22 protein-coding genes and 1 pseudogene are annotated in these 17,357 nt (G+C 73.7%); 12 read left to right on the top strand and 11 right to left on the bottom strand.

Features of this window, described 5'->3' with window-relative positions:
- Nucleotides 1-138: 138 nt before the first annotated feature.
- The 3 genes and pseudogenes from BJF79_RS65475 to BJF79_RS12110 form a co-directional block, all read left to right on the top strand.
- Nucleotides 139-402 (top strand): annotated as a pseudogene (locus BJF79_RS65475) (DNA repair ATPase); the annotation flags it as partial.
- 104 nt (nucleotides 403-506) lie between these two features.
- On the top strand, nucleotides 507-1,718 hold the full coding sequence (locus BJF79_RS65470) for a DNA repair ATPase (RefSeq protein WP_316043329.1): 1,212 nt from the start codon (nucleotides 507-509) through the stop codon (nucleotides 1,716-1,718).
- Between the two features lie 4 nt (nucleotides 1,719-1,722).
- A complete protein-coding gene (locus BJF79_RS12110; RefSeq protein ID WP_316043328.1) occupies nucleotides 1,723-4,941 on the top strand; it encodes an AAA family ATPase in 3,219 nt (1,072 codons plus the stop codon).
- A gap of 207 nt (nucleotides 4,942-5,148) precedes the next feature.
- Here BJF79_RS12110 and BJF79_RS12105 read toward each other — a convergent pair whose 3' ends face one another.
- Entirely contained in the window at nucleotides 5,149-5,616 is a 468-nt protein-coding gene (locus BJF79_RS12105) for a DUF6194 family protein (RefSeq protein ID WP_075897133.1), read from the bottom strand.
- Between the two features lie 27 nt (nucleotides 5,617-5,643).
- Between BJF79_RS12105 and BJF79_RS12100 the strand changes: the two genes are divergently transcribed.
- The 3 genes from BJF79_RS12100 (at nucleotide 5,644) to BJF79_RS12090 (ending at nucleotide 8,119) form a co-directional block, all read left to right on the top strand.
- Complete coding sequence (locus BJF79_RS12100; protein WP_083733366.1) at nucleotides 5,644-6,357, top strand: MerR family transcriptional regulator; 714 nt, start codon at nucleotides 5,644-5,646, stop codon at nucleotides 6,355-6,357.
- A gap of 46 nt (nucleotides 6,358-6,403) precedes the next feature.
- Complete coding sequence (locus BJF79_RS12095) at nucleotides 6,404-6,880, top strand: hypothetical protein (RefSeq protein WP_075897132.1); 477 nt, start codon at nucleotides 6,404-6,406, stop codon at nucleotides 6,878-6,880.
- Between the two features lie 78 nt (nucleotides 6,881-6,958).
- Nucleotides 6,959-8,119, top strand: coding sequence for an erythromycin esterase family protein (locus tag BJF79_RS12090; protein WP_075897130.1), 1,161 nt, complete (start codon nucleotides 6,959-6,961; stop codon nucleotides 8,117-8,119).
- Nucleotides 8,120-8,129: 10 nt separating this feature from the next.
- Here the strand turns inward: BJF79_RS12090 and BJF79_RS59540 are convergent, their stop codons facing one another.
- Nucleotides 8,130-8,267, bottom strand: coding sequence for an SAM-dependent methyltransferase (locus tag BJF79_RS59540; protein WP_262401900.1), 138 nt, complete (start codon nucleotides 8,265-8,267; stop codon nucleotides 8,130-8,132).
- Between BJF79_RS59540 and BJF79_RS59535 the strand changes: the two genes are divergently transcribed.
- Genes BJF79_RS59535 through BJF79_RS12075 form a run of 3 tightly spaced genes read left to right on the top strand, consistent with a single transcriptional unit; the run spans nucleotide 8,217 to nucleotide 9,246 of the window.
- Nucleotides 8,217-8,339, top strand: a complete 123-nt coding sequence (locus BJF79_RS59535; protein WP_262401899.1) for a hypothetical protein — start codon at nucleotides 8,217-8,219, stop codon at nucleotides 8,337-8,339. The genes BJF79_RS59540 and BJF79_RS59535 overlap by 51 nt on opposite strands.
- A gap of 32 nt (nucleotides 8,340-8,371) precedes the next feature.
- The gene (locus tag BJF79_RS12080) at nucleotides 8,372-8,716 is read left to right on the top strand and encodes an ArsR/SmtB family transcription factor (protein WP_075897128.1); all 345 of its coding nucleotides are present in this window, start codon (nucleotides 8,372-8,374) and stop codon (nucleotides 8,714-8,716) included.
- Nucleotides 8,713-9,246, top strand: coding sequence for an SRPBCC family protein (locus tag BJF79_RS12075; RefSeq protein WP_075897126.1), 534 nt, complete (start codon nucleotides 8,713-8,715; stop codon nucleotides 9,244-9,246). Before BJF79_RS12080 ends, BJF79_RS12075 begins: the two co-directional genes overlap by 4 nt.
- Nucleotides 9,247-9,256: 10 nt before the next feature.
- On the opposite strand, the gene BJF79_RS12070 is transcribed toward BJF79_RS12075, so the two are convergent.
- Nucleotides 9,257-10,150: a LysR family transcriptional regulator gene (locus BJF79_RS12070; protein ID WP_075897124.1), complete on the bottom strand. Its 894-nt coding sequence runs from the start codon at nucleotides 10,148-10,150 to the stop codon at nucleotides 9,257-9,259.
- Nucleotides 10,151-10,211: 61 nt separating this feature from the next.
- Between BJF79_RS12070 and BJF79_RS12065 the strand changes: the two genes are divergently transcribed.
- Nucleotides 10,212-10,565 carry a DoxX family protein gene (locus BJF79_RS12065; RefSeq protein ID WP_075897122.1) on the top strand — a complete coding sequence of 118 codons (354 nt, stop codon included), beginning with the start codon at nucleotides 10,212-10,214 and terminating at the stop codon, nucleotides 10,563-10,565.
- Between the two features lie 72 nt (nucleotides 10,566-10,637).
- On the top strand, nucleotides 10,638-11,858 hold the full coding sequence (locus tag BJF79_RS12060) for a serpin family protein (protein ID WP_075897120.1): 1,221 nt from the start codon (nucleotides 10,638-10,640) through the stop codon (nucleotides 11,856-11,858).
- 110 nt (nucleotides 11,859-11,968) lie between these two features.
- Here the strand turns inward: BJF79_RS12060 and BJF79_RS12055 are convergent, their stop codons facing one another.
- Nucleotides 11,969-12,409 carry a MarR family winged helix-turn-helix transcriptional regulator gene (locus BJF79_RS12055; RefSeq protein WP_075897118.1) on the bottom strand — a complete coding sequence of 147 codons (441 nt, stop codon included), beginning with the start codon at nucleotides 12,407-12,409 and terminating at the stop codon, nucleotides 11,969-11,971.
- 146 nt (nucleotides 12,410-12,555) lie between these two features.
- Here BJF79_RS12055 and BJF79_RS12050 point away from each other — a divergent pair, with 146 nt between their 5' ends.
- Nucleotides 12,556-12,990, top strand: a complete 435-nt coding sequence (locus BJF79_RS12050; RefSeq protein ID WP_075897116.1) for an SgcJ/EcaC family oxidoreductase — start codon at nucleotides 12,556-12,558, stop codon at nucleotides 12,988-12,990.
- Between the two features lie 36 nt (nucleotides 12,991-13,026).
- On the opposite strand, the gene BJF79_RS12045 is transcribed toward BJF79_RS12050, so the two are convergent.
- The 7 genes from BJF79_RS12045 to BJF79_RS59525 form a co-directional block, all read right to left on the bottom strand.
- Nucleotides 13,027-13,479, bottom strand: a complete 453-nt coding sequence (locus tag BJF79_RS12045) for a hypothetical protein (protein WP_143219860.1) — start codon at nucleotides 13,477-13,479, stop codon at nucleotides 13,027-13,029.
- 65 nt (nucleotides 13,480-13,544) lie between these two features.
- Nucleotides 13,545-14,036 carry a DUF892 family protein gene (locus BJF79_RS12040; RefSeq protein ID WP_075897112.1) on the bottom strand — a complete coding sequence of 164 codons (492 nt, stop codon included), beginning with the start codon at nucleotides 14,034-14,036 and terminating at the stop codon, nucleotides 13,545-13,547.
- 117 nt (nucleotides 14,037-14,153) lie between these two features.
- The gene (locus BJF79_RS12035; RefSeq protein WP_262401898.1) at nucleotides 14,154-15,785 is read right to left on the bottom strand and encodes an acyl-CoA dehydrogenase family protein; all 1,632 of its coding nucleotides are present in this window, start codon (nucleotides 15,783-15,785) and stop codon (nucleotides 14,154-14,156) included.
- A complete protein-coding gene (locus BJF79_RS59530) occupies nucleotides 15,722-16,300 on the bottom strand; it encodes an acyl-CoA dehydrogenase family protein (RefSeq protein ID WP_262401897.1) in 579 nt (192 codons plus the stop codon). Before BJF79_RS59530 ends, BJF79_RS12035 begins: the two co-directional genes overlap by 64 nt.
- A gap of 81 nt (nucleotides 16,301-16,381) precedes the next feature.
- Nucleotides 16,382-16,618, bottom strand: coding sequence for a hypothetical protein (locus BJF79_RS12030; protein WP_075897110.1), 237 nt, complete (start codon nucleotides 16,616-16,618; stop codon nucleotides 16,382-16,384).
- A 31-nt stretch (nucleotides 16,619-16,649) separates the two neighbouring features.
- Complete coding sequence (locus BJF79_RS12025) at nucleotides 16,650-17,147, bottom strand: RICIN domain-containing protein (protein WP_262401896.1); 498 nt, start codon at nucleotides 17,145-17,147, stop codon at nucleotides 16,650-16,652.
- Between the two features lie 11 nt (nucleotides 17,148-17,158).
- On the bottom strand, nucleotides 17,159-17,357 hold a 199-nt coding region (locus BJF79_RS59525), incomplete at its 5' end, for a hypothetical protein (protein ID WP_262401895.1).

Below are 17,357 nucleotides of genomic sequence, written 5' to 3'. Positions count from 1 at the left end.
CTGAGGCCCCCCGGGCCGCCCGGTACAGGGGCCCGGGGCGGCCCGGGCGCACACCGCCGCAGCCATGGACGGACGCGCGGTGCGCGGCGGAACCGCGGCACCGCGCCGCACGCGACGAGGGGAAGGGGACGGGGACGGGTGAGCGAACACATCGAAGAAACGGCGGCCGACGGCGGCGCGCTGGACCACGGGACGTACGAGGTGCTGCGCGCGCGGCTCGCCGAGCACGCGGGCGAGCTGGCGCGGCGCGCGGAGGCGCTGAACGCCCGGCGCCTGGAGGTGTTCGGCGGCGGCGGCCTGCGGCTCGCGGGCACCGAGCGGATCCGCACCCCGTCCGCGCGGGTCCCCCGCGACGTCGTCGCGCTCGGCGGGACGCTCCTGCTCGGCGGCTCGCCCGCCCCCGGAGCGAAGCCCGAGACCGCCCCCGAAGACGTCTTCTCCCTGCACGCCGTCACCCCCGCCGACGCACGTCCGGGCCCGGCGGTCGTGCCGGTGGGGCCGGGGGCGTGCCGGGGCTGCTCGATGATCAGCGGTTTCGGCGCGACTTCGCCGACATGTACCGCTATTACCGGCAGGCGCGCCTGCTCCGGCTCCGCCTCCTCGACGGGCGCCTGCTCGCGGTGTTCCAGACGGGTCCGCGCCTGTCCGACCTGCGCGTCCTGCGCTGGCGCGTGGCCCCGGACGGCGCGGTCGGCTACGAGGACAACCACGGCGAGCGCGACGACCGGTTCCCGCCCGCGCAGGACGTCGACTGGACCGAGACGACCCGCGACGACCACGTCCCCGGGCGGCGGCCGTACATCGCGATCCGGGACGCGCTGCGCGTCTCGACGGTCGGCGGCGCCCTCACGGTCGCGGCCGCCGACGGCGCGGAGGTCTGCACCGAGCCGGTCGACGAACCGCTGCAGAGCCTCGCGGACGCGGACGTCCTGCACGCGCGCGTCGGCGCGCTGATCCTGCTGCGGATCCGCCCGTACAACGAGACGGCGTGGCGGCACCTGGTGTTCAACACCCGCACGCGCGACGCCGTCCGGCTCGACGGCCTCGACCGGGCGTGCATCCGCCTGCCCGGCGACGACGGCGTCGTGTTCCCGGGCGGGTTCCTCCTCGACACCGGCACCGTCAAGACGTTCGACACCGACGTCGCCGGCCTGGAGTACGAGCGGACGATCCGCTCCCCCAACGGCGAGGACGTCGTCTACGCGTTCTGCTCGCGCGCCGACGGCCGCACCCTCCTGCTGCCGTACAACGTGATCCGCAAGGAGGTCGCGGCGCCGGTCGCCTGCCACGGGTACGCGCTGTTCGACGACGGCACGCTGGTCGTGCTGCGGGCGGCGTCGGGGGAACCGGCGAGCGTCCATCCGGTGCAGGTATGGCGGACGCCGCTCGTCTCCGACGACCACGCCGCCGCGCAGCCGACCGGAACCGGGCCGCTGGAGCGCGTCGGGAACGCCGACCTGGTCCGGGGCGTGTCCGAGTGCCTGTCCGTCACGCGGATGGTGGGCGAGATGTCCCCGTCCGCCCCGGTCTTCGAGGCGATCGTCTCCGCCTGCACCCGCGCCGCCGACCTGCACCACTGGTTCGCCGAACCCGACCTGGGCGCGCTGGCCGAACCGCTGTCGGACGTGCGCGCGGCGGCCGTCCAGGTCCTGGACGAGTACGAGAACGTGCGGGCGCTGACCGCCGAGGCCGAGGCGGCCGTCGCCGGAGGCCGGTGACCGGGTGGAGTCGCTGCTGCGCCGGGTCGAGGCCGAGCCGCCCGCGACGGCGGACGGCTGGGTGGCGCGGCTCGCGGAACTGCGGCGCGTGCAGGGCCGCCTGGAGTCGCTGCGCGAACTCCGGTACGCCGACGCCGCGCGGATCGACGGGCTCGCCGAGTCGGCGTCCGGCGGGCTGCGGGAGACCGGGCGGGGCGCCGTCGGGTTCCTCCGGCAGGAGGACGCCTTCACCGGCTACCACGCCGAGGTGGAGCGGATCGCCGGGGAGGCGCGCGGCATCGCGACCGCCGCCGAGGCCGCGCCGCTCGCCGACCTCCTCGCCGCGCAGCACGAGGGCCTCGACGTCGTCACCGAGGTCGTCGGCGACCTCGACGTCACCGACGCCACCGCCCGCACCGCGATCCTGGAGCGGGTCGGCGAGGTGCTGGGCGCGCTGAACCGGGCCCGCGCCGTCCTGGACGGCCGCCGCCGCGAGCTGCTCGCCCGCGAGGGCCGCGCCGCGTTCGCCGCCGAGCTCGCGCTCCTCGACCAGACGATCGCGAGCGCGCTCGCCGCCGCGACCACCCCCGAGGGGTGCGACGACCGGCTCGGCCGGCTGCTGCTCCGCCTCGAAACGCTGCAGGCGCGCTTCGCCGACCTCGACGACTTCCTCGCCGAGCTGGAGACGAAGCGGGCCGAGGTCTACGAGGCGTTCTCGTCGCGCAAGCAGACGCTGTTGGACGAGCGCGCGCGCCGCACGGACCGTCTCGTCTCGTCCGCCGACCGGATCCTCGCCGGGGTCCGCCGCCGCGCCGCGACGCTCGCCTCGCCGGACGAGGTCAACGCCTACTTCGCCGCCGACGCGATGGTCGCCCGCGTCCGCGCGATCGTCGACGAGCTGCGCGAACTCGACGACACCGTCCGCGCCGAGGAACTCGAAGGGCGCGTCAAGGCGGCCCGCCAGGAAGCGGGACGGGCGCTGCGCGACCGGCTCGACCTGTACGACGGGGACACGATCCGGCTCGGCCGGCACCGGTTCGCCGTCAACACGCGCCCGATCGAGCTGACGCTCGTCCCCCACGAGGGCTCGCTCGCGTACACGATCACGGGAACGGACTACCGGCGCCCGGTCGGCGACGCCGCGCTCGCGGACCGGGAGCTGTGGGGCCAGACGCTCGTCTCCGAAACACCCGACATCTACCGTTCCGAGTACCTCGCGACGTCTCTGCTCGCCGACACGGACGCCGCCGACCTGCGGGCCGCCGCCGCGTCCGGGGGCCTGCTCGACCTCGTCCGGACGGCCGCCGCCGACCGCTACGACGAGGGCTACGAGCGCGGCGTCCACGACCACGACGCCGCCGCGATCCTCGCCGCGCTGCTGCGCCTGCACGCCGACGCGGGCCTGCTGCGCTACCCGTCCCGCGCCCGCGCGAACGCCCGCCTGTTCTGGGCGCACGCCGCGGACACGTCCGGCTGGACGACGCGGGCGCGCTCGCTCGTCCGCGCCCGCGACGCCTTCGGGCGCGACACCGTGCGCGGCCTCGTCGACGAACTGGCCGTCCCCATCGCCGAGTTCACCGAGCGGCTCGGCCTGCCCGCCGACCCGCTCGCCGCCGAATACCTGGTCGAGGAGCTGGCCGCCGCCCCGGACGGCTTCGTCACCGGCATCGGCGCCCGCGAGCTGCTCAAGGCGTTCGGCGACGCGCACCGCGCCGCGCTCGACGACGACCTGAACGCCCTCGACGGCCTGCCCGCCCGCGTCCGGCTCGCCGCCGAGTGGCTCGGCGCGTTCGCCCCGGACGGGCACCCCGACCTGCCGGAGGCCGTCGCGGCGCTGCTGTGCGACGTCCCGACCTACGACTCCCCCGCCGCGCTCACCGCCACCGTCGACGACCTCCTCGGGACGCACCCGCGCATCGCCGACCGCCGCCTCGACCTGCGGCTCGACGAGCTCCTCGGCCGCTCGCGGCAGTTCCGCGCGCACCGCGTCCCGGCCTTCCGGAAACACCAGAAACACCGGGCCGAGCTGCTCGCCGCCGAGACCGACCGGCTCGGCATCGCCGAACTGCGGCCGCGCACGATGAGCGCGTTCGTCCGCAACCGGCTCGTCGACGAGGTGTACCTCCCGCTGATCGGCGACAACCTCGCGAAACAGCTCGGCGCCGCCGGGGACGGCCGGCGCACCGACCAGATGGGCCTGCTCCTGCTGATCTCCCCGCCCGGCTACGGCAAGACCACCCTCATGGAGTACGTCGCCGACCGCCTCGGCCTCGCGCTCGTCAAGATCGACGGCCCGGCGCTCGGCCACGACGTCACGTCCCTCGACCCGGCCAAGGCCCCCGACGCCACCGCCCGCCGCGAGGTCGAGAAGATCCGGTTCGCGCTGGAGATGGGCAACAACGTGCTGCTCTACCTGGACGACATCCAGCACACATCGCCCGAACTCCTGCAGAAGTTCATCCCGCTCTGCGACGCGCAGCGCCGCATCGAAGGCCACGACCTGCGCGGCAAGCGCTTCGCGGTCTGCATGGCCGGGAACCCCTACACCGAGTCGGGCACCCGCTTCCGCATCCCCGACATGCTCGCCAACCGCGCCGACGTGTGGAACCTCGGCGACGTCCTCTCCGGGAAGGACGAACTGTTCGCGCTCAGCTACATCGAGAACGCCCTCACCTCCAATCCCGTCCTCGCACCGCTCACGACGCACGACCGCGACGACGTCGAACTGCTCGTCCGGCTCGCCGCCGGCGACCCGTCCGTACGCCCCGACCGCCTCTCGCACCCGTACTCGCAGGCCGAACTCGACCGGATCCTCGCCGTCCTGCAGAAGCTCGTGGCCGCACAACGGGTCGTCCTGTCGGTGAACCGCGCGTACATCGCGTCTGCCGCACAGGACGACGCGTCCCGCACCGAGCCCCCGTTCCGGTTGCAGGGCTCGTACCGCGACATGAACAAGCTCGCCGAACGCATCGTCCCGGTGATGAACGAGGCCGAACTGGACGCGGCGATCGACGATCACTACCGGGCGGAGTCGCAGACCCTCACGTCCGACGCGGAGGCGAACATGCTGAAGCTGGCCGAACTGCGCGGACGTTCGACGTCCGGCCAGGCCGAACGCTGGACGGAGGTGAAGGAGTCGTACCGGCGCTCCCGCACCCTCGACACCGAGGACCCGACCGTCGGCGCCATCCTGCACCTCGCCGACCAGGTAGCGGCCCTGCATAACGGCCCCACCCCCCAATGACCCCGCCCGACGCCCGGCCGACCCCGCCCCGGGGCGGGCGGGCGGCCGGTCGCCCCGGCGGGCCTGCCCGTCAAGGGACGGCCGGACGGTCGGGGCGGTCGGCCGCCGCACCCCGTCCACCGCGTCACGTCCACTGCACTCCGTCCGGCGTGTCGCGTTCGTGCGGGTATGTTCGCCGCATCGCGGGCGCGGGTCGCGTCCGCCGTGTCAGGGTGCGGCGCGGCGGCGGTGGCGGTCGCGGGCCAGTTCGTACGCGGTGCGGAGCAGGTCCCGCACCGCCGCGTCCGTCCGCGGGCCGGGGGTGACCACGGCCAGCCAGCCCAGCTCGCCGTAGACGGGATGCGCGATGACGGTGTCCGCCGCGCCCGGATCGGCGTCGCCGGTGTCCGGTTCGCGCGGTTCGCGGCCCGTCTGCTCGACGAACGCGGCCCTGCCCGCGGCGATGTTCACGCGGAACGCGCCGGGCCGGTTCAGCCGCGACGCCTCGTCGTCCGGGTAGTCCTTGGTCACGATCGTCGCGAAGGGCTGCGTCGTCGTCGGGACGGTCCCGTCGGGCGAGTAGTAGAAGAACGCGTCGCCCCATGCGATCTCGGGCGTCCCGTCGCCGGGGCCCGGCTTGAAGGCCAGCACTCCCTCGAACGCTTCGACGTATCCGGTGATCTCGTCCATGTCCATGTGTTCCAGCGTTACATTGAAGTCCTTATGGAGACTTCGACCGATGAAAGCCGAGGTCGCTGCCTGGAAAGTCGCAACTCGCTGCGCACGGTCGAGGTCGCCCGCCGCGCCGGATACTCAGTCCAGCAGGTCCGCAATCTCGAACGCGACGGAGTGCTGCCCCCGGCCGCACGCAAGCCATCGGGCTACCGGGTGTACGGCGAGGTCCACGTCCGGGCCGCCCTCGCCTACCGCGCCCTCGCGGCGGGCACCGGACCCGTCGAGGCCAAACGGATCATGCGTGCCGCACACGCCGCACCGTCGGAACTGCTCGCCCTCCTCGACGCCGCGCACGCCCGCCTGCACACCGAACGGCTGCAGGTCGCGCGTGCCCGGACGGCCGCCGAAGCGATCGCCGCCGAACCCGTCGGGGACGTCCGGCCGTCCGATTCGATGGGCGTCTCCGAACTCGCGGACGCGCTCGGCGTGCGTCCCTCGACCCTGCGGCACTGGGACGCCGAGGGGCTCGTCGTCCCCCACCGCGTCGCGGGAACGCGAAGGTATTCGCCGGGCGACGTCCGCACCGCACGGATCGTCCACCAGCTGCGCACGGCGGGCTACCGCATCGGCGTGCTCCGCGACCTGGTGCCGGACCTGCGGGGCGGCGAGGTGATGGCCGCCCTGGCGGCCCGCGACGCGAGCATCGACGCCCGTTCGGCGGCCCTGCTGCGGGCGGCCGCCGAGCTCTCCCTCCTGCGCTGACGCCCCGGGCGGGGAACCTCCGCCGTGGGCGTGCCGTCGCAGTGTCGTGATCGAAAACGCGAAAGACCTCGTCGAATCCTGGGATTCGCTCCGCCAGGGCTACTACCTCGGGGACGCGGACGCGCTGGTGATCGACTGCGTCCGGAGGCTCGAACGGGCCGCCGCGTCCGGGGGCGACCTCGACGGCCGGACCTTCCACACCCTGGGACTGGTGCTGCTCTCGTCGTATGCCCTGTGGCACCCGGAGTCGGGGGTCGAAGAGCGGACGGTGTCCGCGTTGCGCGCCGCCGTGCCGGAGGTCGGCTCGGTCCCGTGCGGCCATCCGGGCCATCCGGCCGACGAGGACGATCTCGACATGGCGCTGGAGCGTTTCCCCGACGTCCTCTCGGCGATCGCGGGCCTCCCCGGCGGCGACTGGGGAGAGCCGGACGACGAGGCCGCCGCGGAGGCCGGCTGGCGCTGCCCGCGCAACATCGCCTCCTTCGTCGCCCAGGCCACCGAGGGGTTCGATCCCGCACCATGATTTGAAACTTCGAAGCGAACTCGCGCGACATATCAAGGAAAAGTCTCACTCGTTCTTTCAACGATACGGTTCAGGAACATGGAGGACATTCGAGACTTCACAATGCCGCCGTGCGAACTGCTGGCGCTCGGCGAGCCGGCGCACCCGACGCAGGAACCGGTCTTCGAGCACATCCGCAACGAGTTGTTCGCGTCGCTCGCGGACGCGAACTTCCGGTCGATCGCCCTGGAGACCGACCGGGTGGCCGCGCTCGCGGTGGACGACTTCGTCCGGCACGGCACCGGGACGCTCGACACTGCGATGCGGGACGGCTTCTCGCACGGCTTCGGGGATCTGGAGGCCAACCGGCGGCTCGTCGCCTGGATGCGCGAATACAACGAGGGCCGTCCCGCCGGAGAGCGGCTGGCTTTCCACGGCTTCGACGTCCCGGCCGAGAACACCAGCGCGCCGAGCCCTCGGCGCTACCTGGAACACGGGCGCGACTACCTCGGCCTGGACCTCGACCTCGCGAGCCTGCTCGGGCCCGACGAGAGGTGGAGCCGCCAAGAGGCGATCCTGGATCCGGCGATGTCGGTCGGCGGCGGGGACGAGGCCGCGCGGCTGCGCGCGATCGCCGACGACCTGCTCACCGCGCTCTACACACGCGCGCCGGAACTGATCGCGGCCACGTCACGTGCCGACTGGTTCCGGGCCCGCACGCACCTCACCGCCGGTCTCGGCCTGCTGCGCTACCACGGACGGTCCGCACGGCGGATCGACGAGGCCGCCCGCATCTCCGGTCTGCTCGCCACCCGGGACGCGCTCATGGCCCAGAACCTCCTGGACATCCGAGGCATCGAGGAGCGGCGCGGCGCGACGCTCGCCTTCGCGAACATCAGCCACCTGCAACGCAACCCGAGCAGCATGCGGATGGCCGGGATGGACCTCGGCTGGTCCTCCGCCGGTTCCATCCTGGGGTCTCTGCTGGACGGGCGCTACACCGTCGTCGCGGGCAGCATCGGACGCAGCGAGGCCCTCGGACTCGCGGAACCGCGACCGGACACCTACGAGGGTTTCCTGCAGCGCCGCACCACCACCTGGGGCCTGACGGCGGCCACCACAGTCCCTGCCGCGCGCACACGCACCGACACAAGACCGGGGCAGGCTTACGCTCCCCTTTCCCAGGCGACGGTGGACGCAGCGGACGCGATCCTGCACGTCCACGATGCGTCCGCGTACGTCCGGACCACGCCACACTGAGGGTTTCAGGTCACCGCTCGCGGGCGACTCCGCATGCGCCCAAATCGTCGAGTTCGGCTTCGTGGTTCTTCTCGGCGGGTTCGAGTTCGGGCCGCCAGTGCTGCGGCTCGATCACGCCCGGTTCGAGGAGTTCGAAGTCGCCGAACAGGGCGGCGATCTCGTCCCGTTCGCGCAGGGTGCCGAGGCGATGCGACCGATGCGGCCGGAACGCATGCCTTGACAGTCATATGTCTAGCGGGCCATATTCGGAGGGTGACCGATGCCCTGTGGGCCGCGCTCGCCGACCCGCAGCGGCGCGCCATCGTCGCGCTGCTGCTGGAGCGGCCGCGGTCCGTCAACGAGCTCGTCGAGGGTTGCGGTCTGAGTCAGCCGAACACATCGAAACATCTGCGGGTGCTGCGCGAGGCGGGTCTCGTCCGGGTGCGACAGGACGGCCGGCGGCGGGTGTACGCGCTGGATCCGGCGCCGATCGCGGAGCTGGACGCCTGGCTCGTCCCGTACCGGCGGCTGTGGAACGACGGCCTCGACGCGCTCGGCCGCCGCCTCGACGAGACGGCGCCGCCGCCCGCGACGCCCGCGGAGGGGGAAACACCATGACCGTAACGACCGGCGACTACCTGACCACGGGCGACGGGCGGCCCGCCGTCCGCTTCGTCCGCGAATACGACCATCCGATCGAGCGGGTCTGGCGGGCCGTGACCGACGCGGACGAGCTGGCGCACTGGTTCCCGTCCCGGGTCGACATCGAGTTGCGGGCCGGCGGCACGATCCGGTTCAGCGGCGACCCGAACCTGCCGGAGTCGACCGGCCGGGTGCTCGCGGTCGAGGTCCCCCGGCACCTCGTGTTCACCTGGGGCGACGACGAACTGCGCTTCGACCTCGAACCGGTCGGCGCGGAGCGCACCCGGTTCACCTTCACCCATGTCCTGGCCGCCACCGACACCGCCGCCCGCAACGCCGCCGGGTGGGAGGTCTGCCTGGCCTTCCTCGACGCCCGGATCCGCGGCGAGACCCTCCAGGGCCCGCACGCGGGCGCGTCCGCGCCCTGGGAGGAGCACTACAACGCCTACATCGCCGCCGGTGTCCCCTCCGGCGCCCCGGTCCCCGGCGTGGACGACGCGGAGTGACGCGCGGCGGTCAGCCCCGGGTCTCCTCCAGGCAGGACTCGACGAAGTCCCGGACGACCGGGTTGCCGTCGGCGGCCGGGGGCCACGCGACGGCGACGCGGCTCGGGCCGACGTCGTCGACCGGGCGGTAGACGATGCCCGGACGGGCGTAGAAGCGGGCGGCGGACGCGGGCGCGAGGGCGACGCCGAGGCCGTTCGCGATGGCGCTCAGCCAGTCGTCGGTCTGCTCGGCGACGGCGCCGACGCGGGGCGGGCGGCCGTCGCGCTCGTCCGTCCCGAGCCAGTGGTCCCGCCAGGCGCCGGTCTCCGGACGGGCCGCGACGAACGGTTCCTCCGCCAGGTCCCGGAACACGATCGTCTCGCGCGCGGCGAGCGGATGCGTCGCGGGGAGGACGGCGTGGCGCGGCTCGGTGAGCAGGACCCGCAGGCGGAAGCCGTCCTGCCCGGGGAACGGGAGCCGCAGGACGGCGACGTCCACGGTGCCGTCCGCGAGGCCCGCGTCGGGGACGGACCAGGACGTCTGCCGCATCTCGACCCGCCAGCCGGGACGGCGCCGCCCGAACGCCGCGATGATCCGCGGGGTCGCCTCGTTCGCGGCGCTCGCGAGGTAGCCGACGTGCAGGACGCGGGCGGCCCGGCGGTCCGCGGCCCGCGTCGCGCGCCAGGCGTCGTCCCAGCCGTCCAGCAGCGGCGGGCGCGCGGCCGGCGAGGCCCGGCCGGGCTCCGTGAGCGCCATCCCGGCCCGCGACCGGGTGAACAGCCGGACGCCGAGCCGGTTCTCCAACTGCCTGATCTGCTTGGTCAGTGCGGGCTGCGACACGAACAGCCGTTCCGCCGCGCGGGTCAGGTTGCCCTCCTCCGCGACCGTCACGAAATAGCGGAGCAGCCGAGTGTCGACATCCATGCCGCCAGGTTATGGACGGGTGTATTGGACGCCCCGAACGGCCCCCCGCAAGCCTGGAACCATGCTGTTCATCACCTATGTCGCCGTCACCGCCGCCACGATCGCGGCCAACGCCGGAATGGCCGCGGCGGATTTCGCGAAGGCGCGTTTCGTGCTGGGCAATTCGGCCGAGGTCGGCCTCCCCGCGTCGTGGGTCCCCTACCTCGGGGCGCTCAAGATGGCCGGGGCCGCCGGGCTGCTGCTCGGGCTCGCCGGTGTCCCTTTCATCGGGATCGCCGCGGCGGCGGGACTCGTCCTGTTCTTCGTCGGCGCCGTCGCCGCGCACGTCCGCGCCCGGGTTTTCCACAACCTCGCGTTTCCCGCCGGATACCTCGCGCTCGCCGTAGCGTCGCTGGTGTCGGCCGTCGCGCACTGAAATCGCCTCGTGGCACGCGCGTACGCCGCAGTAGCATCGGCGCTTTCGCGGCGACGGACGGGAGACGAGCGCGTGATCGAGGATGTCGTACGAGCGTCCAACGAACTGACGGGCCGGTGGGCGCGGCACGCCTGCACCGGGGGAACGGGCGTGCTGTCGGGGGCGGGGCTCTGGCCGCTGCTGGCGCTGCTCGCCGCCGCCGCCGAAGGGCCCGGACGGGCCGAACTGCAGGAGGCCGTGGGCGTCGACGCGGCCGTCGCCGACCGGGGCGCCCGCGAACTCCTGGAGGTGCTCGCGCGCGGCGCCGCGGTCGACGGCGCGTTCGGGCTCTGGAACCGGGCGGGGCTGCCGCTGGAACAGTGGTGGCTGGACGCCGCGCCGGGCGGGTCGCGCGGCGAGCTGAGCGGCGAGCCGAAGGCCGACCGGCGGCGGCTGGACGAGTGGGTCGAGCAGAACACACGCGGGCGCCTCGTCCGCATGCCGGTGGAGGTCACGCCCGGCACCCTCATGGTGCTCGCGACCGCGCTCAGCATCGACACCCGCTGGCGCCGGCCCTTCCAGGACTTCCCGTTCACGCCCGGCGAGGGGCCGTGGTCCGGACGGCCGCGCCCCCTCGTGGGCCTGAGCCGCGGCGACACCGACTTCACCCCGATCGCGCTCGCCGAGACGCCCGGCGGGCCGCTCACCGTCTTCCAGGTCGCGGGCGTCGACGACGTCGACGTGCACCTGCTGATGGCCGCGCCCGGACGCCCGGCGGGCGAGGCCCTCGCCGCCGCGATCGACGCGCTCGACGGCCGCCACCCGATGCGGCGGGGCACCGAACTGCTCGCCGAACCGGTCGCCCGCACGGCGCCGGGCGTCCGGTTGACGACCGTCACGTCCTTCGACCCCGCACCGACCCTGCACATGACGACCGTCCGGTTCGACGTCACCGCCGAGCACGACCTCCTGGACCGTCCCGAGGTGTTCGGGCTGGCGACCGTCTCCGCCGAGGCCCCCGACGGGCACTTTCCCCGCATCAGCCGGACGCCGCTGAAGGTCGAGCAGGCCGCGCAGGACGTCAACGCCTCCTTCACCGCGGAGGGGTTCAAGGCCGCGGCCGTCACCGCCTTCTCCTTCGACGTCGGCTCCGCACCGCCGCAGCAGGAGGCCCTCATGCTCAGCGTCGCGTTCGACCGCCCGTTCGGTTTCCTCGCCCGGCACCGCCCGACCGGCCTCGTCCTGGTCGCCGGCTGGGTCGCCGAACCGGCGGAATGGCCGAAAGACGTCCCCTCCGGCCCGTCCTTCTGGTGACCGACCCTCTGGTGGCCGTCTCTCCGGTGACCGGACCTAACAGCTCGCCGCTAACGATCCGCCCCTGACGGCCCGGCTCCTGACGCCCCGCCGCCCCTGGTCACCGGGCCTCACTCGGAGCGGAGGTCTTCGGCCGCCTGCCGGAAGGCGTCGGCGGCGCGGTCGAAGTAGTCGAACAGGACGGCCCGCTGCTCGGGCGAGTATCCGGCGATGATCTCGCCGATGCAGCGGCGGGCCGGGGCCAGGACGGCGTCCAGTTCGGCGGGTTCCCCGACCGGCTCGACGATCACCTTGCGCCGGTCCTCCGGCGAGGGGACCCGCCGGACGTACCCGGCCCGTTCGAGCCGGTCGATCAGCCGGGTCGTCGGGCCGGTGGTCAGGCCGGTGCGCGCGCCGAGCTCGCCCGGCGTCATCGCGCCGTCCAGGTCGAGGATGTTCAGCGCGTACAGGTCGCTGGCCCCGAGCCCGCAGGCCCGCGCGCCCGCGTGGGTGTGCAGCAGGACCGCGCTCAGGTACCTGCGGTAGACGCGGCTCTCATCCGCCGTTGACATCGGGTCGACCCTTCCATAATCTCTTCCTCAACGAAGAGAAATCCTCCACAAAGAAACTTCGCCAACGAAGCTACCATCCGGCCCCGCCGTGACCATCGCGGCACGCAAGCCGGGCACCCGGGAAGCACCGAGAAGGGACGTACGACGTGAGCACCACCGACATCGACATTTCCGGCATTCGTGCGCTGCTGGAGCGGGCGCGGGACGCGTGGAACCGCGGCGACGGCGCCGCCTACGGGGACTGCTTCACCGCGGACGCCGTCGACGTGACGTTCGTCGGCACCGTCTACTCGGGCGGTCCGGAGATCGGACGCGCCCACCAGGCCCTGTTCGACGGCTTCCTCAAGGGGACGCGCATGGCGCTGGAGATCGTGGACATCCGCGTCCACGGCGACTCGGCCGTCGTCGTGACGCGCGGCGAGGTCGCCAAGCGCGCCCCGAAACGGCTCGGCAAGGTCGCGACGTACCACCTGGTCAGGGGCGGGGACGGCTGGCGGATCGCCGCCGTGCAGAAGACGAAGCGCAGGCCGCTGATGGAGTCGGTGTCGTTCCGGCTGCAGCCCGCGACCAGGCCCGCGTGACCGGCCGCCGCGCGGAACCCGCGCGCGGGCCGGGCGTCACCGTGCGGACAGGCGCTTGCGGACGGCGAATCCGTAGCCGACGAGCCCGGCGAGGCCCGCGATGAGCAGGACGACGGCGATCCCGATCGCCTGGCCGTCCGACTCGATCCGGCCGCGTTCCGCGTCGCCGTTGAGGAACGTGCCGTAGCCGGGGTCCAGGACGAGGACCAGCCCGGTGAACACCAGCGTCGCGGGGAAGATCCATAGGAGCGCTCCCACGACGCGGGCGAGCCATCCGTTCAGGGCGAGGCCGCCGAGCAGCAGCGAGCCGGCCAGCCCGGCGACGATCACGCCGGAGCGCCAGTCGCCGCCCGCGCCGTCGGTCGCCACCCGGGCGGCGGCGGCGATCGCCCCGGCGAAGAGACCGAAGCCGATGACGCGCGTTCCCCAGGTCGCCTTCTCCCCGGACGCGGGCGCCGAACCGTCTACTTCGTCCGCTTGTTCGCTCACGTTGTGGATCATTCCACAGCGTCCCCCGCCGATGGGGGCGGACGAACCGGCGAATTCGGGGCGCGTCAGTGGTGCTGGTGAACGCCGTGCCGCCGCAAGGAAAGCTCCACCGCGACGTCCCAGTTGTCGGAGATCGCTTCCGAGAGGGCGTGGGCGTCGTCGCACACCGCCCGGGCGATGTCCGCCGTCTCCCGGTCGCCGGCGCGGGCGGCGATCCGGCGCAGCATCTCGGCCTCGGCGATCTGCAGGTGGGCGGACACGTAGCCGTCCCGGACGTGCCGCCCGATGTGGTTGCGGTACCTGAGCGCGTCGGCGATGGCGCCCCACAGCATCTCGGCGTCCCGGACGATCGACGGCGAGGCCCGGTGCACGCGGAGCCGCTCCTCGATCGCGCGGGTGTGCTCCCGGTTGCGGCGCGCGTACTCCCCCAGGCGCCGGCACAGGTCCGGTTCGTCGGCCGCCGTGGTGAGCAGCTCGCTCAGCACGCCCTGCACGTGCTGCTGCAGCGCGTGCGCGTCCTTGAGGTAGTCGACCAGTTTCTTCTCGATCGTCGTCATTGCGCGCCGTCCAGTCGTTCGGCTCTCACAGGCCCCTTGCCCTGCGGAAACCGTGTGAAACCGGACGGTCCGGCGCGTGCGCCCGCCGCCGGACGAGCGGCGGGCGCACGCGTTCCGCTAGCGGATCAGCGGGTCGCGGGGCAGGCCCAGGATGCGCTCGGCGATCTGGTTGCGGGTGATCTCCGAGGTGCCGCCCGCGATCGACATCGCCCGCGACCCCAGCCGCAGCATCCCCGCCATCATCCCGAGGCCGTCGCCGAACGCAGTCTGCGGCCCGGCGAACTCGCCCAGCAGCGCGGCGGTGGCGTGCCCGTGCTCGGCCAGGACGAGCTTGGTGATGTTGCCCTCCGGGCCCGGCTCGCCGCCCGCGACCGCGCGCTCGGCGCTGCGCAGGTTCAGCAGCTTCAGCGCCCGCTCCTCGGCGGCGTGCGCGCCGATCCGGTCCGCCGGGACGGCGTCCGGGTGCTCGGCGTACACCTTCAAGACGTCCGAGCCGAGCGGCGCGCCGACGCCGCCGCCGATGCTGACCCGCTCGTTGCCGAGCGTCGCCCGCGCGACCTTCCAGCCCTCGTTCGGCGCGCCCACCACGTCCTCGTCCGGGACGAACACGTCGGAGAAGAACACCTCGTTGAACTCCGAGTGGCCCGTCGCCTGCCGCAGCGGCCGCACCTCCACGCCCGGCGCCTTCATGTCGATCACCATCATCGTGACGCCCGCGTGCTTGGCCGCGTCCGGGTCGGTGCGGACGGTCGCGAGGCCGCGGCGGCTGTAGTGCGCGCCGCTCGTCCAGACCTTCTGCCCGTTGACCTTCCAGCCGCCCTCGACCTTGACCGCCCGCGTCTTCACGGCCGCCGCGTCCGAACCGGCCTCGGGCTCGCTGAACAGCTGGCACCACACCTCGTCGCCGAGCAGCGCGGCGCGCACCCAGCGGTCGACCTGGTCCTGGGTGCCGTGCTGGACGAGCGTGAGGATGTTCCAGCTCGTGATCCCGTAGTTCGGCCGCTTCACCTTCGCCGCGCGGAACTCCTCGTCGATCACGAGCTGCAGCCCGGCGGACGCCTCCAGGCCCCACGGGCGCGGCCAGTGCGGCTGGACGTAGCCGGTGTCGATCAGCCGCACGCGCTGCTCGTCCTCCGGCAGCGCGGCGATCTCCCGCGCGAGGGCCCGCACCTCCGCCCGGGCGGCCTCGGCCTCCGGCGGCAGGTCCAGCCCGGTGTCCCGGACGACTCCCGCGACGCTCAACCGGGTGACGTCGCGTGCCGCGTCGCGCGGGTCGAAGATCGCCTCCAGCGTCGCCGCGCGCCGCAGCAGCAGGTGCGCGTCGTGCTCCCAGGTGAACCCGATCCCGCCGTGGACCTGCGTGTTCAGCCCCGCGTTCCGCGTGAAGGCGGGCATCGCGAGCGTCCCGGCGACGGCCGCGGCGTACTCGAACTCGGCGGCGGGCGCGGTCGCCGCGCGCGCCGCGTCCCACACCGCGGCCGTGCCCAGCTCCGCCCCCACGAGCATGTCCGCGCAGTGGTGCTTGACCGCCTGGAACGTGCCGATCGTCCGGCCGAACTGCTCGCGCACCTTCGCGTACTCGACGGCGCGTTCCACGCACTCCAGCGCGCCGCCGACGGCCTCCGCGCCCGCGAGCGTCCGCGCGATGGCGGCGGCGTGCGCGCGCGCCGACGGCAGGACGTCGGTCACCTCGGCGCCGTCGAGGGCGACCCGGGCCGAACGGCGGGACGGGTCGAGGTTCGGCGGCACCTCGACGCGGACGCCCGGCGCGTCGCGCGGACGACGATCATGTCGTCGCCCGCCGGGAGCACCAGCAGTCCGGCGAGGCCCGCGCCGAGGACGACCCCGGCGTCGCCGGTCGCCTTCCCGCCGACGACCGCGACCGCGCCGCCGACGCCGAGCGCCGCGACCGTCCGTCCGGCGGCCAGGCCGGGCAGCAGGCGGGCGCGCTGCTCGTCGGTCCCGCGCGCGGCGACCACGGCGGACGCCGCCATCGTCGGCACCATCGGCCCCGGTGCCAGCGCCCGGCCGAGCTCCTCCACGACCACGACCAGTTCGGGAAGCCCCGCCCCGCCGCCGCCGTGCTCCTCCGGCAGATGCACGCCGAGCAGGCCGAGCCCGGCGAAGTCCGCCCAGAACGCGGGCAGCGTCTCCTCGTCGGCCTCCAGCAGCGCGCGGTTCGCGGCGCGCGCACCCTGATCGTTCAGGAACGTCCGGGTCGTCCCGGCCAGTTCGCGGTGCTCCGCACCGATGGCGATCGCCATGGGCCCTCCCAACGCTCGACAATCCCCCCATGATTGCGCCGCCGTCCCGGAGAGTGAAGACCTTTCCCGAATCTGATTCGGTTATCTGCCGGGAACCCGCCTCATCAGCGCGACGTTCTCCTTGCGCCCCCTGTTCTCCCCGCCGTCATCGCCGGAGGTCAGCACGCCCGCCGCGAACACCGCCGCGGCCACCACGGCGAACGCCGCGCCGCCCGCCACGAACTGCGGCCGCAACCGCGATCTCTCGTCCCCCGGCGGCCGCCGGTCGACGGGCCCGGCCGGGCTCGCACCGCGGTCGGTGCCGTCCTGCTCGCTCATTCCCACACCCTCAGGGCGATGATCGGCACGGTCAGGCGAACGACCAGAGGTGGTCGTCGTCCGCGGAGCACGGAAAGGCGGTGAGCCCGGCGTGCAGGGCACCCGCACCCGTCGTGCCGTCGACGTCCAGGCACATCCCGCCCTTGTGCGTGCGGATCCAGAACCGCCCGCTCGCCTGCCGGTCCAGGTACCACATCTGGTTGTCGCCGGCTCCCGGGTAGCAGAGGTTCTGCAGCAAGCCGTGTTCACCGAGGGCGGGGGCACCCGTCCCCCAGATGTCCATGCAGTAGCCGCTCTTGGAATTGCGGATGGTGAACAGGTCGGCGCCCCCGGGACCCGCCCCCTTCTGGTTGACCACGAGATCCCAATGCTGGTTCTCTTCCGCCGACCCGTTGCACGTGAACTGCTCGACCGGCCCTTCGTGCTGCCCCTTGCCGCCGCCCGGGACGTCGGCGCACAGGCCCGTCATCACGTTGCGGAGCAGCAGGCCAGTGGTGGTGGAGAAGTTCGGGCCGGTGGGGCCCTTCAACCTCGGCCGCTTCACCTTCGCCTTGGGCGAGGCGCTCGTCCGCCGCGGCGCGGCGGCCGGCCGCCGCCGCGGGCTCCGGACGGCGACGCGGACGGCGACGACGTCTTGCTCGGGGACGCGCTCGGCGACGGCCACACCGCCACCGGGTTCGCCGGCTGGTTCAGCGCCGCCCGCTTCTTGCGCTCGTCCTCCTCCCTCCCCTGCTGGTAG

This window comes from Actinomadura sp. CNU-125 (assembly GCF_001942465.1).
In the GTDB taxonomy this organism is placed as follows: domain Bacteria; phylum Actinomycetota; class Actinomycetes; order Streptosporangiales; family Streptosporangiaceae; genus Spirillospora.
Note: the sequence above shows the minus strand (reverse complement) of the source record. Positions and strands in the feature narration are given on the sequence as shown.